Raw genomic sequence first — 15,472 nt, 5'->3', positions numbered from 1 at the left:
ACAGCCTCAGGACTGGCTTGTAAAGGCTTTCGGGGTGACGCCGTTCCAGTCCTTAAAGGCGCGATTGAAGGCCCGCGCATCGGAAAATCCGAGCGCCTCGGCGACGTCTGACACGGACTTCCCCTCGGAAAGAAGGCGTCTTGCCGTTTCGTTCAGCACCTCTTCGCGCAAGGCGCGGAACGTGAAGCCCTCCCCCGAGAGCCGCCGGCGAAGGGTGGCGACCGACAGACCCATCTGGGCTGCAACATCGGGTTGTTCGACAACCCCGCGCGCGAGCGCATCGCGAACACGCGTCGCGACCGGATTGATCATGCCGAGCGCGGCGTGTTTGCCCGCGACGGTCTCCACAATCATCTGGTAGACGGCGTTTGCCGTCAGCGCGTCAGCAGAGGGCATGCGGAGCGGCGCAAGTGCGACGTCCCTATCGAACGAAACCGTGTAGACGTCAGCGCCAAACCGGATCGGCGCATCCCAATAGCCAAGGTGGCCGCAATCGCCGCCGGGGCTTGGTCTGCGAATGTAAAGGCCCGTAATGGCGTCGCGCGCCGAAGGAGAAATCACCATTAAAAGACAGTGCAGAAAAATCAGAATGCACTCGCACTGAAAATAAATGTCTTCCGGCGCCGCCATGCCCGCATAAGGAAAGTCGCGGTCGTCGATAAGGTAATCGACGGAAGCGCGGCGCTTTTCCACCTGATTGAACTGGCCCCCGTGAAGAAGGTTATAGGACTTCGCGACAACGCCCATAACTTCGAATAGATTCTTGCAATCGGAAAGGTGGGCGAGCACGAAATCGGTACTGCCCGGCAATAATTGCCGGGATGACAAATGCACCGTCTCGTCACCTATCAGGATCGAAAGCCGGTTTTGCAAACGGTAATAGTCGGCAAGCGAAATGAACTCATTGCGCCCGTTTTCAACCAGGCGCACCGGCAGATTGAGCGCCGAAAACAGCTTTTCAACATCGACGCCAGAAGCCCGCGCGCTGTCAATGAGCGGCGTCACCCGCTCAAAACGCACCGAAATCGTGTGCTCTCCTGCCTCCTGCATGGGGCGACTGTGCCGCGCCGCTTCCTGCTTCGCAAGCCGCATAGGCTGTGGCTTCCGGAAGCGCCGTCCGCCTTTCGCCCCCTCTTTTGAATGGCCGCGCCCTGTGATTTCACGCACAGCCCCCGTCCCCGCCCCTAACTATCCTCGCCCTATCAGGTTCTCGAAACACCGACACTCAGAGAAGGGGTAAACCATGTTGAACGCTCGCAAGACAATGATGAACGGCGTCGCCGCAATGGCCGGCGCCCTGTGCCTTTCCGCAGGGGCCGCCGCGTCGGCGCAAGACGCGACGCAAGAGGCGCAATCGGCCATGATGGTGCTCGACGGCTCGGGCAGCATGTGGGGCCAGATTGACGGCGTCGCCAAGATCGAGATCGCGCGCAATGTGATCAACGACATGCTGGATGGCTGGAACGACAGCGTGCATCTCGGCGTCATGGCTTACGGCCACCGCGAAAAAGGCGCCTGCGCCGATATTGAAACCCTCGTCAATGTGGGCCCGGTCGACAAGGCGGCGGTGATGGCGCAGATCAACGCCATCAGCCCCAAAGGCAAGACCCCGATTTCCGCGTCTGTTCGCAAGGCGGCTGAAGCGCTGAAATACACCGAAGAAAAAGCAACCGTCATTCTGGTGAGCGACGGCCTTGAAACCTGCGAGGCCGATCCTTGTGCGCTCGCAAATGAACTCGAAGCTTCGGGCGTCGATTTCACTGCTCATGTCATCGGCTTTGACATCAACGAGGAAGAAGAGGCGAGCCTCGCCTGCCTCGCAGAAAACACCGGTGGGCGTTATATGCGTGCGTCGAATGCGAGCGAGCTTACGACCGCACTTGCAGAAACGGTGGAAACCGTATCCCAGGCCCAGCCAGAGCCGGAGCCTGTGAATGAAGGCCCGCAAGGCGTGCGCCTGCGTGCAAAACTCTGCGAAAGCTGCGCCATTGTCGAAGACAATATGTTCTGGTGGGTGTTCGAGACCGAACAGGATCTCGAAGGCAACCGTAAACAAGCCGCCATTGACAGCGACGCCACCGCGATTATCGAACTGCCGGCGCGGGAGTATCTGGTGCGCGCGCGTTACGGCCAGTCTTTCACGGAAACCACGATCACCGTCGAACCGGGCAAGCTCACCGACACGGTGGTGAACCTCAATGCCGGTCACCTGCGCGTCAAAGCGGCGGCGACGGAAGGCGCAGAGGCGCTGAAAGACAACATGTTCTACTGGGTGTTGTCGCTGACAACCGACCTTGAAGGCAATCGCAAGCAGATCGCCATTGACAGCGATGCGCAGCCGATCTTCCGCCTGACCGCCGGTGAGTATCTTATTCGCGCACGTCACGGCAAAGCGTTCAAGGAAGAAACCGTCACCATCAATCCTGGCGCGCTGACCGATCTTACCTTTGACATGGACGCCGGCTATCTGCGGGTGAACACGGTGATGGCGGAAAATGGCGATCCCCTGAAGAAAGACATGTTCTACTGGGTGCTGTCGCCGACAACCGACCTTGAAGGCAAGCGCAAGGAAATCGCCATCGACAGCGATGCGCAACCGATCTTCCGCCTTCCCGCCGGCGACTATACGCTGAAAACGCGTCACGGCTCCGCTTTCAAGGAAACGCCGGTCACCGTCACCGCCGGCGCCGTTGTCGACAAGACCATCGTTCAAAACTCGGGCCGCGTAAAAGTGAGCGCCGTGCAGACGGCTGGCAGCGCGCCTTTGACGACCGGCGTCTTCTGGTGGATCTATGAGCCCACCGGCGACATTGAGAAGACGGAAAAACAGATCGCCATCGACAGCGACGCCTCGCCCATCTTCATTCTGCCGGAAGGCGAGTATGTCGTCGCGGTCCGCTATGGCGGCGAGATCACCCGCACGGAACTCAATGTGACTTCAGGCGAAGAGAAAAAGTTTGAAGTCGTCCTGAACTAGCCCGAACGAACAACAAATACAGGCGAGCGGCTTACCCGGCCGCTCGCTTGTATATTTTCCGAGTGGGAAAGGACTGCTTCAGCGCATAAAAGTCGGGATTAAACAGCTCATCCGCATGGGGCGCCGCGGCGCCCGCCTCGCGCAACGCCGCGAGGCGTTTTTCCGTTTGCGGATGCCCGGCGAATAGAGATGTCGTGCCCTTCGCTTTCTCTGGTATGATGTCCAGTAAGGTTTCGTAAAACCTTGATCCGCGATCGACGTCATATCCGACCTTCTGAAACGTCTCGACGATATAGTTATCGGCTTCGTATTCGAGATCGCGCGAATAGCCTGACGTCACGAGGCGCAACATTGGCAAGGCGATGCTTTCCATCCCGGCGCCGGCGCCGATGCGGCTCGATCGGCTGTCCGCGGCCGCGACCGCCGCGGCCTGCGCCGCCGTAGACAGTCCCGCGTAAAACGCTTTCTTCTTCATTTCCTTCGCGGCGTGGCTCAACTCCGCATGACCCATTTCATGGGCGAGCGCCGCAGCGAGTTCGTCTTCGCTGTCCACATATCGCAAGAGGCCCTTATTGACGCCGATCTTGCCGCCAGGCAGCGCCCAGGCGTTCACTTCGTTGTTGTCGACAACGACCGCTTCCCAGGAAAATGCTGACCGTGCGCTGGTTTCAAACAGCTTCACGGCAATCGAAGACAACGCCTTTTGCGCATCAGCATTGCGATAAAGGCCGCCCATGGTCTGGATCAGCGACCCAAAGAGATCCTGCCCCAGCGCAATCTCATCTTCCTCATCGAGATTCATGCCTTTGAGCATGCGCCCGATATCGCCGATCTTGCCGAGATCGAGACTGAACTGCGCCCGCGCCGGAAGCACCGTGCCGCTGACGGACAATCCCGCGACTGCGCCCATCATGGCGCGGCGTGTGAGCTGTGACTGCTGATCGCTCATAATTGCTCTCCCCTGTTCCGCCGCCTTCAGATTGCCCCATCCGTGTTCGCCTCGCAAACAACGCGGCGAACGCCTGAATTTCCTAGCTTTCTTCCCCTGCAGTATAAAGCTTCGTCGCAACGGACTGACCGCGCAGCACGGTTTCGTCAAGAAAGCGCGCCTTTGCATTTTCACTTAAATGGCTTGCGATCGACTCGTCGAACAGAATGCGCGTGCCATGACGCTTGTTCTCCGGTTCGAGCCGCGCGGCGCGGTTCACCGCATCGCCGATCACGGTATAATTAAAGCGCCCTTTCGACCCGAGATTACCCGCCACCACTTCGCCGGCGCTAATGCCGATGCGCAAGTTGATGGGCATATCGACATCTTCTTGTGCATTATATACGTCCACCGCTTTCAGACAGGCGATAGCCGCTTCAAAAGCGTGTTGTTCAGGATTTTCAAGCGCCACCGGCGCGCCCCAAACCCCCATCACCGCATCGCCGATGAACTTGTCCACATAGCCCTGATGCGCTTCGATGGTCTCGGCCAGAATTTCAAAATACTGATTGAGATAAGCGACAATCGCCTCAGGTTCATTCTTCAACTCCTCGCTCGTGGTCGTAAAGCCGGCAAGGTCAGTGAAAAGGATGGCCACACGGCGGCGTTCACCACCGAGTTTCAGCGACGCCGGTTCTTCCGCAAGCCGGTCAACAAGCGACGGGCTGAGATAGTGACGGAAAGCGTGCGTCACCCAGCGTTTCGCCTGGTCTTCCAGAAAGACGCGATAAGCATAGATCGCCACGTAAAGCGCAAAGGCCGAGACAAGCCATGGCAACACCGGCGCCAGCACTTCCCGTGACAGCATCCATGCGCCATTCGCCCAGAGCGCGGCGGCGTACACTATGTAAACGCCGGCGCCACTCGCCGGGTTTAATTTGAAAAAGACAAGGGCGAGTACGCCGAGCCCAAGCAGCGACGAAAAGAAAACCGTATAGCGGTTTAACGTCTCGGGGCCCATGTCGCTCAGAAAAGTGCGAACAGCGCGCGCCTCGATAAAAACGCCCGCTGTTGACGCCCGGGAAACGGAGCGCATAGGCGTTTGAACCGCACCCTGGCATGGCAAGGTGAAGATTGGCGGATCTTTCTCGGCGACAAAGCGATTGCCGGCCACATGACGGTCCTCAATGTCCAGCGCGGTGCCGATGATGACGATCTTGTCTCGAAAGACGTCCAGCGCCTCAGTCTCTCCGCTCTCAATACAGGCGTAAACATCGGAAAACCGGTAAGTGGGAAATCTGATCGCGGGGGTCACGTAATCGATAAGTATATTTTCATCCGGTGCCTTTCCATCCCATGCCGCGCGCGCCGCAAGTTCAGCCGCAAAGGAAAGCACACGGCTACCGTCTTCCAGCGCAAAAGAAAACGGGTGACGGCGCACCACATTGTCGGCGTCGGGCGTCAGGTGGACGGGCCGGATGTTGCCCGCGCCGCCCACGGCCAGCACCTGTCCCTCATAAGGTCTGATCGGCGTTTCAGAGAGTCGCGCTTCGGCGAGCACCAGCCGCCCCGTGCGCCCCGATTGCGCCAGCGCCTGAAGAAAGGTCCGGTCATAGCCAGGCGCCAGCGTGCGGCCCGCAATCGACTTCGGGAAAATCATGTCGAGCCCGATGACTTTGGGTTCGGTCTTGTCGATGGCGGAAATCACCTCGCCGAGAAACGGCGTCCACGCCACTTCCGGTGTTTCGGAAAAAGGCGGCGTGTTGTGCGTAATCTCGTCGATAACGACAAGAGCATAACCAGATGGCGTGTCAAAACCGAACTGCCAGCGCGACGCGAGCGGCGTGAGAAAGTCGCCGCTAAGGCGGGTCAGATAATCCGTTTGCGGCAAGGAAGACCAAAGCGCGAGCGCAAAGCAAATAATCGCCGCGAACGGCCATCGATAGCGCTTCGCCCGGTTGCTGAACCCGCCTTGATTAAAGTCCAAGTGGCACCGCTGTGGTCAGGACGCCGTCAGGCATTTCAAGATCGGGGTCAATGGAAAACACCGCTGCATTTTGTTCCTTGCCGTCAATGGCAACAGCGACGCGATAAGGCAGTCCGGTTTCGAGCGCAGGCGCGTCTTCAGGATAAACGAGAGAATTCCCCGCCGCCTCGCCCTGCCAGATGAGTTCAGCCGGATCGGCTTCCAACAGATAAATGCTGACGGTGGCTGTTTTTCCAGCCTCTTTCTCATGCGGCCAGACAAAACGCGGCGTCGTTGTGGCGATGGAAATTTCCCGCCACTCGCCTTCATCAAATGGCGAAACGCGCTTCACCGCCGCAGCCGCCTCCTTGGCTTCGTTTGAAAGCGCGAGCGCAGCTGTCTGACAAGGGCGCGCTTCACGGTTCGAAACACCGCCTTTTGAAATCTTCGCCTCTTTTTTCTTGTCCAGCTTGACGACGCCGCCAGTGAAAGTTTCCACGATGCAGCTATCGAAATAGGCGATGCGCATGACGCCATCGGGACGAAGATCAATTTTGTCATCGTCATAGAGATAATCGAAAGCGCCGATCTCCGCCGCCGGGGCCGTCACATGCTCAACAAGGGCAAGCGGGCGGTCCTGTGCAGCGGCAAGCGTCGGTGACGCGAAAAACGTGACGGCGACCAAGATACGGGTGCGGATCATTTTGAAATCCCCCGGAGCGCAGCGGCGCCCCTCTTCTCTCCGGTGTTTACTATAGCCCCCGCATGGCTGGCGGCAAAACAGGGTGAATCCCCGGAAACCAGTTAACCCTGTGCGTCCACTCACAGCCCGATTCCGGCCCCGGACCTAGGGTCTTTCCTGACACCAAACAGCGCCCCGGCGCAAACTCAGGAGAGGCACAATGACCAGCAACACACTGAAAAACGTAGGTTTTCTAAAATCCGTATCATGCGCCGCCGTGGCGGCCGTGATGATGGCGGCGGCTCCGGCCCCGGCATTCTCGCAAGGATTTGAAGCCAGCGAATACGCCCAGTCAGAAACCCGCATGGGCCCCAAAAAATCCGTCGCCGTCGTCGATTTCGGCGCCAATGGCGGCTTCCTTTTTCAATATGGCGAATGGCAGGCCGGCGGCGGCCTCGCGGCCATGCTCGAGACGGAACTTGCAGAAACCAACCAGTTCCGCATCGCCAGCCGCAGCCATCTCGATGCCGCGCTTTATGAGCAACAGCTCAGCAATAGCGGCCTCACCGCCCGCCAGACCGCGACGCCAGGCCAGTTGCTCGGCGCGCAATATCTCGTGCGCGGCACGGTGACCGATTTCACGCTGTCGGAAAAAGGCGGCGGGATTTCCGTTGGCGGCTCGATCGGCGGCGTCCTTGGCGGCATCAGCCCGCAATCGCGCACCGGCCGCATCTCCATCGACTTCTCAGTGATGGACTCAACCACCGGCGAGGTCGTCGACAGCTTTTCAGTCGACCGCAAAGTCAAAAGCAAATCGATCGCTGTTTCCGCATCAAAGAGCGGTTTCAATGTCGGCGGCAATACGTTCCAAAACACGCCCCTCGGCAAGGCCGCACGTGAAGCGATCTCCGAAGCGGCCGTCCGCATTTCAGACGGCCTTCGCGGTCGGTCCTGGTCGGCGCATGTGGCGCAGGTCAATATAGACTCGCTTTACGTCAATGTCGGCGCCGACGCCGGCCTTGAGCCTGGCGACACGCTGAAAATCTCTCGCGTCGTCGAGCAGATCAACGACCCGATTACCGGTGCGCTTCTTGGCCGGGAAGTCTCCGAAATCGGACGCGCCACGATTGTCAGCGTTTCCGAACAATACGCCCGCGCCAACTTCAACGCCATGTTGCCTCCCGAAGCCGGCGACATCCTCACCTATTCCAACATGCAGCTTTCCCAGCTCGGGGGAGCGAACGGGGCTGAGTAACCGCCCCGGAGCCGCCCGGAACCGGTTGTTCCGGGCGGCGCGCTTTTTTGAAAGGAACCGCCACCATGACCGCCCTCACCATAACCGCCCAAACAAGTTCAACCCGCTCCACCAATGGAGATTCAATCATGAAAACCATTCAAAGAAAGATTACAGCCATTGCGCTTGCAACCACATTGGCCCTGACAAGCGCGTCGCCCGCCTTTGCGGACAGTGAATCCGCCAAGGCGGCGAACCGGCTTGCCGAAATGCAACAACGCATGACAACGCTGGAGCAAATCAAGAGTGAAGTCGATAATTTCACGATTAGAGATTCATACTGCAAGAAAGTTCACAAGAACGACAAGCGAGCCCATGAACAAAGACTGGCGACGCTAAAGAGCCGCGCCAACACGGAAATGCGCGAAATTTCCAATATCCGGCGCATTTTGATTCACACCGTCAATCGCAATCAGGCGGCGCGCACGAAACTCGACCATCTTCTCCCCGGCGGCAGCGGCGTCATAGTCGACGGCAGCTTCTTCCGCCCCTTCTTTAATCTGCGTAGAACCGTCAACGAAGCGCTCTCCAAGAAAAATACGGCGCTTTCCGGCGCCGACACTTATGAGTGCAACAAGACCGCCGTAACAACGCAAACGGCTTTTGTCGCCGTCAACCCGATTGCTGAAGTCCCGATGACGACAGACTATGAGGAAGCGGTTTTCATAGAGCTTCCCGATAAATTCTGTCATCGTGACGAAAAGAGTGAATGGTATGACGCCATTGATCGCCAGCGTGAAACGGCGCAGCGCAATGAAGTCGCCGCCGACCGCCTTCGCGACCGGCTGCGCGAGTTGAAAGCGGATATCGCGGCCAAACGCCAGAAAACCTGGAACGACGCTGACAACGCGGCAAAATCCGGCAAGACGCAAACACTCAATAATATGACGTCGCAACTGAAGCTTTATGATGCGGCGCTGAAAAACCTCACCGCCGCGATCCGCGCAGCCACCGCGGACATTGCGCACTGGAAAAAGCTGGATCTTCAGCTTCTGTCGCAAAGAGAGGCTTTGACAGCAGCGCCCATCACCGACTGCGTGAAAGCGGATGTTTCGCCACAGGACACGTTCGATTTCAGCAATTATGGCGGCCTGCCCGAGAGCATTCCCGCCATCTCATTGAACGGCATGGAGCTTAAGGATGTCGAGTTCATCAACATCCCTGCGCATGTTTGCGAAGAAGCAATGAAGCGCAGCGTTGAAATGAACGCCGACACCCAAAACAGCAACGCGTTTGCGAATATTACGATGTGGAGCAAACGGCTGGAAGCGATCCGGGTTGAACTTCTCCGCCAGGACAATGCCGGCGAAAAATCGTCGGACCTTTACAAGAAACTGACCTTCGCTCGCCGTGAAGCGCGTCAGGAACTCGCGAAATGGGAGAAGATCCAACTCAAAACCCAGGAGATCGTCGAGAAAGCATATGCGCTCAAAGTCATCGACTGCTCCGGTCCCGGCGGTAAGACTGAGATCGGACGCATGGACCCAGGTTTTGAGGAGGTTTCAGACGACATCCATACACCCAATCTGCAGGAATATGATCTCCCGGCGATCCCTGCAAAAATCTGCTCATGGGAAGAACTGCAGGCCTTGCGTTTGCGCGCTGCGAAAGCCCGCGAAGTCTCGGCCCACAATCGCCAGGAATGGGGCAAACGTCTGACCCAGCTCGGCAAGCTTCTGTTCAACGGCCAGCCGGGCAGCGCCTATCCCATGAACGCGGAATATGCGGCTCATCTCGATGCACAGCGCCAGTATGATTACTGGAGCGGGCAGCAGGCCATCTCGCACAAGGTCTATTGGGAGCTCATGAAGCGCAAAAATGTCGACTGCACGAAGGCCGACAAGAAAGTCTCGTTGAACGATGCGCTGCAGAACGCCCGCAATGACGCGCCGGCCTTCGCCAGCGGCCAGAACAGCGGCTTCGGTAATTTTGGCGATGCGTCCTTTGAACGCGATTGCCTTCTGAAAAAAGGCGGCTGCCTCTATCCCGATCCACGCAAGGACTGGATGATTGACCGCACGGGCGGGTTTGACGGCAGCGAAGCCGAGCATGCGCTGAACCGCACGCTCGACGGCGTCAAGATCGAACCGAAGCATGATGACGACCATCATGAGCAGCCGGTTGATCATCCGAAACCGCCTTATAAGGGCGCCGTCAACAGCAAGAACGGCAAAACGCTGATCGAGACAATGCCGGATGTCAAAAAGACCCCGGCTATGGGGCAACCGGTCCCGGTTCCCTATCCGAATGTCGCCATGAGTTCCGACACATCGAAAGACGTGAAATCTGCGCCAGTCGAGACCGGCGGTGAGCAAGGCGTCAAGCAGGTGAAAGTGAAAACACCGGCAACGCTTGATAAGCGTAATGTCACGCTGAACATCCCGGCTCAGTCGACAGACGGCCAGATGACAGCGCTGAAAGGACCGCCTCTCGTTCTCAACGAAACCGCAACCAGCGCGCAGAACGCAGGAAAGACCGGCGGCTACGGCGCCAGTGACAAAAACTCTCAGACGGGGGGCATGGTCCAGATTGCGCCGCCGCCGAGAGTATATGTGCCGCACACAAGGACGCCAGACACAGATGGGCAGTTTGTCCAAACGGCGCCGCCAACGCTGGTGATCACACCGCAAGGCGGGTCGGCGGCGGACCTGAGCGCCGCAGAACTTGAACAGGCGCAAGAAGGCCAGAACTAGGCCAACACGCGAAATAACGGCCTGAAGATGATCTTCAGGCCGTTTTCTTTAAGGCCAAACATCCGTAATCTGACAGCGAGGGGAAGCGACATGAGCGGTTTGAACGACAGCCTGAAATGGGAGCTCAAAAAGAACCCGCTTTTTCGCGAGCTTGACGACGGCGCTTTCGACAATCTTCTGCGCGCCGCTCAGCCCCGGGTTTATAAAGCGCGGGCAGCAATTTTTCATGAAGGCGATCCCGGCGGCTCCCTGCTGATGGTTCTGTCCGGTCAGATCAAGATTTCCGGTGTGACGCCGAACGGTAAGGAATGCGTGCTCGCCTTTATGGGCCCCGGCGATGTCATTGGCGAAATTACCTTGCTCGATGGCGGCGCGAGGACGGCGAGCGCAGAAGCCATGGAAACGTCCCGCGTTCTCGAACTGACGCGCGGCGCCTTCATGTCGGCGCTCGACGACAGCCCGCCCACCGCGCTCAAGATTATCGAGATCCTCTGCAAAAGGCTGCGCACGACATCGCAGATGGTGGAAGATTTCACCCTGTTGACGGCAGGGCCGCGGCTGGCGCGCACGCTGCTTCGTCTCGCTGACTCCAATGGGGTTGACGATAAAGCCGGCATGCTGATCGACCTTCCCCTTTCCCAATCGACGCTCGGCGCCCATGCCGGTCTTTTGCGCGAAAGCGTCAACCGGCAATTGCGCGCTTGGGAGGGCGAACAGGTTATCCAGAGAGCACATGACCGCATTGTGATTGTGCGCAAGGATGTTCTTGTCGACTTGAGCGAAGGCGGCTCCTAAGTCCAAAAGCCGTCCCATCACAGGTCTCGGCGAGACGCATCGCAGCAAGAGAGAAATGGTGGAGGGGGTTGGATTCGAACCAACGTACGCTAAGCGGCCAGATTTACAGTCTGGTGGATTTAACCACTCTCCCACCCCTCCACGAGGCGCTGAAACCGTGGCCGGGAGCGGCTTGATTTCAACCATCATGACAACGAAAAACCGGGCTGCGCCCGGCGCTCCATCATCGGGAGAACGGGGTCTATAGCGGCGCTGCGCCGCCTTCGCAACCGCCCCTGTGGCCGCATGAGGCAATTTCCTGTTTCCCGTTGAATAAGAACCGGCTAGGCCAACGCCATGACCCAAAAACACCACGCAGGCCCGAGAAAACAGACCCGAAAAGACGGCGCCCGGCCAAGGTCCGGATCAGTATCCGGATCGGGGGCCAGATCCGGGCGCAGCAAGAGCCCGCGGAAGAAAGGGACGGCCCCCAAAGGAGAGGACGGCGTCTGGCTTTACGGCCGCCACGCCGTCGCGGCGGCGCTCGCCAATCCGCGCCGCAAGATCAAGCGCATTCTCGCCACGAAGAACGCCGCCGCCTGGCTCACTGAACATGGCGCAGACGAGGCGGTGCTGGCGCGTCTTGAAGACATGAAGCCCGACGCCATCGACCGGCTGCTCCATGACGGCGCGGTGCATCAGGGCCTCGCCGCCGTCGCGGACGAACTTCCCCGCGCGCGCCTGAAAGACGCTTGCGCGCCGGCGGAAACGCATGCGCCCGTCCTTGTCCTCGACCAGATCACCGATCCGCAGAATATCGGCGCCCTCTTTCGTTCCGCCGCCGCTTTCGGCGCCAAGGCGGTTATCGTTCAGGAGCGACGCACGCCGCCGCTTTCCGGCGCACTCGCCAAAGCCGCCGCCGGCGCCATCGAAGTCATTCCTTGCGTACAGGCGGTGAATATCGCCCGCGCCCTCGAGGCGCTGAAAGATCTCGGCTATCACTGCGCCGGCCTTGCCGGTGAAGGAGAGGACGACATCACCTCACTTCCCGATGCGCCGCTGGCGATTGTCATGGGGGCCGAAGGCGCAGGGCTGCGCCAGCTTGTGGCCGCAACCTGCGACAAACTCTACCGCATCCCGATTGCCCCGGGCGTTGAAAGCCTCAACGTCTCCAATGCCGCCGCCGTCTCCCTATATGAGGCGCAGCGCCAGAGAAGGCCCTGAGGCGCCAGGGCCGACGAAAACACGGGAGACACGACGATGTTCGGACGTTCGCTCAAGCTGTTTCGGGTTCTCGGTTTCGACGTTCGCGTCGACATAAGCTGGACGTTTTTCGCCCTCCTGATCGCGACGTCGCTGGCGCTCGGTTTTTTTCCCGCGGTCTATGAAGGCTGGCCAGCCTCCACCTATTGGTGGATGGCCGTCGGCGGCGTCATCGGCGTCTTTTTCTCCATCGTCATTCATGAACTCTCGCATTCGGTGGTGTCGCGCGCCTTCGGCACAGGCATGACCGGCATCACGCTGTTCCTGTTCGGCGGCGTTGCGGAAATGAAGGGCGAACCCGAAAGCGCCAAGGCCGAATTCTTCACCGCCATCGCCGGCCCGGCGATCAGCATCGTTCTGGGGGTGATATTCTTGTGGCTCGCGTCTTTCGGCGGCGAGGCGCCGACGCCGGCCAGCGCCCTCGCCGGCTATCTCGGCCGCCTCAATCTCGTGCTGGCCATCTTCAACCTCATCCCCGCTTTTCCCATGGATGGCGGACGCGTCTTGCGCGCGATCCTCTGGGCCATGAAAGGCGATCTTCGCTGGGCGACAAAATGGGCGTCGGGTCTCGGCGGGCTGTTCGGATTCGCACTGATGATGGCCGGGCTCTGGGCGGCGTTTAGCGGCAGCCTCGTCGCCGGGCTCTGGTGGTTCCTGATCGGCATGTTCATTCGCGGCGCGGCGCAATCTTCCTACCAGCAAATGGAAGTGCGGCGCCTTATGGGCGGCGTGACGGTGCGCGATCTTATGCACAAGGACGCCCATGTTGTTCCCCCCACGCTCACGCTTGCGGAACTTGTCGACCGCTATGTCTATGAATTCCAGCAAACGGCGTTTCCGGTCAGCGAGCACGGCGACTTCGTCGGCGTGGTGGATACGGCGCATGTGAAATCGACGCCGCGCGAGGAATGGAGCCGCGTGACTGTCAAAGACATCATGACCCCGCCGGAACAGGCGCCCCTCGCCGCTCCGGCGCAGGACGCAATCATTGCGTTGCAGTCCCTTCAGCAAACAGGCGCAGATACGTTGATTGTCACTGACGGGCGCGGCGTCCTCGGCACGCTGTCGCGCGGCGACGTCATGAAACTCCTTGGTCTTAAAATGGATCTCGAGTCTGTTTGAGATGACGGCGAAATTTCTTTGCCTCCGGCGCCGCGCAGGCGTTATGGTGCCCGCACAAAATGGGAGAGACTGATGGCGAAACCGGTTTTCTATTACTGCCCGCGCACCCGCGCCGACACGGTGATGTGGATGAATGAGGAGCTTGGCGGCGTCTGCGACATCAAGCTCATCAATCTCAAGGCCGGCGAACATAAAAGCCCGGACTTTTTGACAATCAATCCCATGGGCAAAGTACCGGCGCTTGTTCATGACGGCGTCAACGTCACGGAGAGCGCCGCGATCTGCGCCTATCTCGCCGACGCGTTTGCGGAAAAAGGGTTTGCGCCCGCGCTGAACGATCCCCAGCGCGGCGCCTATTACCGCTGGATGTTCTACGCCCCCTCCTGCATCGAACCGATGATGCTCGACAAGCTCGGCGGCGTGAAGCGCGAAAACGCGATGTCGGCCGGCTATGGCACAGAAGAAGACGTGTTGAAGTCGATTGATGTGATGCTGTCCGCCGGTCCCTACATTCTCGGCGACACGCTGAGCGCCGCCGACATCGTCATGGGATCGCTCCTGAATTTCGCGATCATGTTCGGCGCCATCGAAAAGAAAGGCAAAATCGCCGACTATGTGGATCATATGACGGCGCGCCCGGCTTTTGCGAAGACGCAGGAAATCAGCGCCAACTACGCCGCCGAACTCGGTCTTTGAATGAGCGCTGAACACCATCTCGCGTCATGCCAATGCGGCGCAGCCAAGGCGGAAATGACCGGCGCGCCGAAATTTGTCAGCAATTGCCATTGCGAAGCCTGCCGAAAGGCGACAGGCGGCGCCGTCTCCACCTGGGTCGGTTTCAACAATGAGCAGGTGCGGTGGTTGACGGACAAACCATCTTATTATGAAAGCTCCATAGGCGTTCAACGCGGCTATTGCGGCAAATGCGGCACGCCGCTGACCTATGCCGGTGAAAAATGGGCGGGCGAGACGCATTTCCTGATCGGCGTGATGGAAAAACCGGAAGCCTATACGCCACAAGGAGAAGTTTTCGCCGACGAGGCCCTTCCCTGGGCGCAACATATCGAGAAGGCGCCGTAAGTGTCCTTTGAAGCCGTCATCTTCGATTTCGGCGGCGTCTTTACGACCTCGCCCGTGCAGAATTTCGCCGAGTTCGAGCGAAAACATGGCCTTCCTGAAAAATTCATCGGCGGCGTCATCAAGACCAACATCCATGACAACGCCTGGGCGAAATTCGAGCGCGCGGAAATCTCGCTCGACGACTTCGACTCTGCTTTTGCAATGGAAACAAAAGCGGCGGGTTTTGAGGTGACCGGCAAAACGCTGATCTCGCTTCTGTCGCTGCGGTTTTATCCGGCGATGGTCGACGCCCTCGCCCGCGTGAAAACCGCCGGCTACAAGACCGGCTGCATCACCAATAATCTGCCGAAGATCGATTCCAGAGGCATGCTGGCCCCGGATGAGACGCGCGAGACCGTAACGCGTATTCACGAAAATTTCGATCACATCATTGAATCGTCGAAAGCCGGTGTCCGGAAACCGGAGCCGCGCATTTACGAGATGATGTGCACAGCGCTTGCCGTTGCGCCCGATGCCTGCATTTTCCTCGATGATCTTGGCGTCAATCTGAAACCCGCCCGCGCCATGGGCATGACGACGATCAAGGTTCCCATCGGCGATGTAGCCCCCGCGATCGCTGAGCTTGAGCAGCTCGTCTTTGCGGACTAGGCGCTGCTTAGGGCGCTGCGCAGAAAGATTGCGGCCGCGCACGCC

General features: G+C 59.1%; 13 protein-coding genes and 1 tRNA gene. 9 read left to right on the top strand and 5 right to left on the bottom strand.

Features of this window, described 5'->3' with window-relative positions:
* Positions 1 to 6: 6 nt before the first annotated feature.
* Positions 7 to 1,092, bottom strand: a complete 1,086-nt coding sequence (locus tag ACFC5L_RS08865) for a helix-turn-helix domain-containing protein (RefSeq protein ID WP_375204109.1) — start codon at positions 1,090 to 1,092, stop codon at positions 7 to 9.
* A gap of 151 nt (positions 1,093 to 1,243) precedes the next feature.
* Here ACFC5L_RS08865 and ACFC5L_RS08860 point away from each other — a divergent pair, with 151 nt between their 5' ends.
* On the top strand, positions 1,244 to 2,977 hold the full coding sequence (locus ACFC5L_RS08860; protein ID WP_375204110.1) for a vWA domain-containing protein: 1,734 nt from the start codon (positions 1,244 to 1,246) through the stop codon (positions 2,975 to 2,977).
* 31 nt (positions 2,978 to 3,008) lie between these two features.
* On the opposite strand, the gene ACFC5L_RS08855 is transcribed toward ACFC5L_RS08860, so the two are convergent.
* The 3 genes from ACFC5L_RS08855 to ACFC5L_RS08845 all read right to left on the bottom strand — a co-directional run bounded on the left by ACFC5L_RS08855 (position 3,009) and on the right by ACFC5L_RS08845 (position 6,574).
* Positions 3,009 to 3,926: a M48 family metallopeptidase gene (locus ACFC5L_RS08855; protein ID WP_375204111.1), complete on the bottom strand. Its 918-nt coding sequence runs from the start codon at positions 3,924 to 3,926 to the stop codon at positions 3,009 to 3,011.
* A gap of 82 nt (positions 3,927 to 4,008) precedes the next feature.
* A complete protein-coding gene (locus ACFC5L_RS08850; protein ID WP_375204112.1) occupies positions 4,009 to 5,892 on the bottom strand; it encodes a CHASE2 domain-containing protein in 1,884 nt (627 codons plus the stop codon).
* Entirely contained in the window at positions 5,882 to 6,574 is a 693-nt protein-coding gene (locus tag ACFC5L_RS08845) for a hypothetical protein (RefSeq protein ID WP_375204113.1), read from the bottom strand. The genes ACFC5L_RS08850 and ACFC5L_RS08845 overlap by 11 nt, the downstream gene beginning before the upstream one ends.
* A 199-nt stretch (positions 6,575 to 6,773) precedes the next feature.
* Between ACFC5L_RS08845 and ACFC5L_RS08840 the strand changes: the two genes are divergently transcribed.
* The 3 genes from ACFC5L_RS08840 (at position 6,774) to ACFC5L_RS08830 (ending at position 11,335) form a co-directional block, all read left to right on the top strand.
* Entirely contained in the window at positions 6,774 to 7,808 is a 1,035-nt protein-coding gene (locus ACFC5L_RS08840; RefSeq protein ID WP_375204114.1) for a CsgG/HfaB family protein, read from the top strand.
* Positions 7,809 to 7,936: 128 nt separating this feature from the next.
* Positions 7,937 to 10,540 carry a hypothetical protein gene (locus ACFC5L_RS08835; protein ID WP_375204115.1) on the top strand — a complete coding sequence of 868 codons (2,604 nt, stop codon included), beginning with the start codon at positions 7,937 to 7,939 and terminating at the stop codon, positions 10,538 to 10,540.
* Positions 10,541 to 10,630: 90 nt separating this feature from the next.
* Positions 10,631 to 11,335 carry a Crp/Fnr family transcriptional regulator gene (locus ACFC5L_RS08830; protein WP_375204116.1) on the top strand — a complete coding sequence of 235 codons (705 nt, stop codon included), beginning with the start codon at positions 10,631 to 10,633 and terminating at the stop codon, positions 11,333 to 11,335.
* Positions 11,336 to 11,391: 56 nt separating this feature from the next.
* Here ACFC5L_RS08830 and ACFC5L_RS08825 read toward each other — a convergent pair.
* A tRNA-Tyr gene (locus ACFC5L_RS08825) sits at positions 11,392 to 11,476 on the bottom strand.
* A gap of 195 nt (positions 11,477 to 11,671) precedes the next feature.
* Between ACFC5L_RS08825 and rlmB the strand changes: the two genes are divergently transcribed.
* The 5 genes from rlmB (at position 11,672) to ACFC5L_RS08800 (ending at position 15,427) form a co-directional block, all read left to right on the top strand.
* Positions 11,672 to 12,538, top strand: a complete 867-nt coding sequence (rlmB, locus tag ACFC5L_RS08820; protein WP_375204117.1) for a 23S rRNA (guanosine(2251)-2'-O)-methyltransferase RlmB — start codon at positions 11,672 to 11,674, stop codon at positions 12,536 to 12,538.
* Between the two features lie 36 nt (positions 12,539 to 12,574).
* Complete coding sequence (locus ACFC5L_RS08815) at positions 12,575 to 13,699, top strand: M50 family metallopeptidase (protein ID WP_375204118.1); 1,125 nt, start codon at positions 12,575 to 12,577, stop codon at positions 13,697 to 13,699.
* A gap of 72 nt (positions 13,700 to 13,771) precedes the next feature.
* Positions 13,772 to 14,395, top strand: a complete 624-nt coding sequence (locus ACFC5L_RS08810) for a glutathione S-transferase family protein (RefSeq protein WP_375204119.1) — start codon at positions 13,772 to 13,774, stop codon at positions 14,393 to 14,395.
* Entirely contained in the window at positions 14,396 to 14,779 is a 384-nt protein-coding gene (locus ACFC5L_RS08805; protein ID WP_375204120.1) for a GFA family protein, read from the top strand. It abuts the gene before it with no gap.
* On the top strand, positions 14,780 to 15,427 hold the full coding sequence (locus ACFC5L_RS08800) for an HAD-IA family hydrolase (protein ID WP_375204121.1): 648 nt from the start codon (positions 14,780 to 14,782) through the stop codon (positions 15,425 to 15,427).
* Positions 15,428 to 15,472: the final 45 nt, after the last annotated feature.

Origin of the sequence: Hyphococcus sp. (assembly GCF_041986965.1) — a bacterium.
GTDB lineage: Bacteria > Pseudomonadota > Alphaproteobacteria > Caulobacterales > Parvularculaceae > Hyphococcus.
This window is presented reverse-complemented; position numbering and strand designations above follow the sequence as displayed.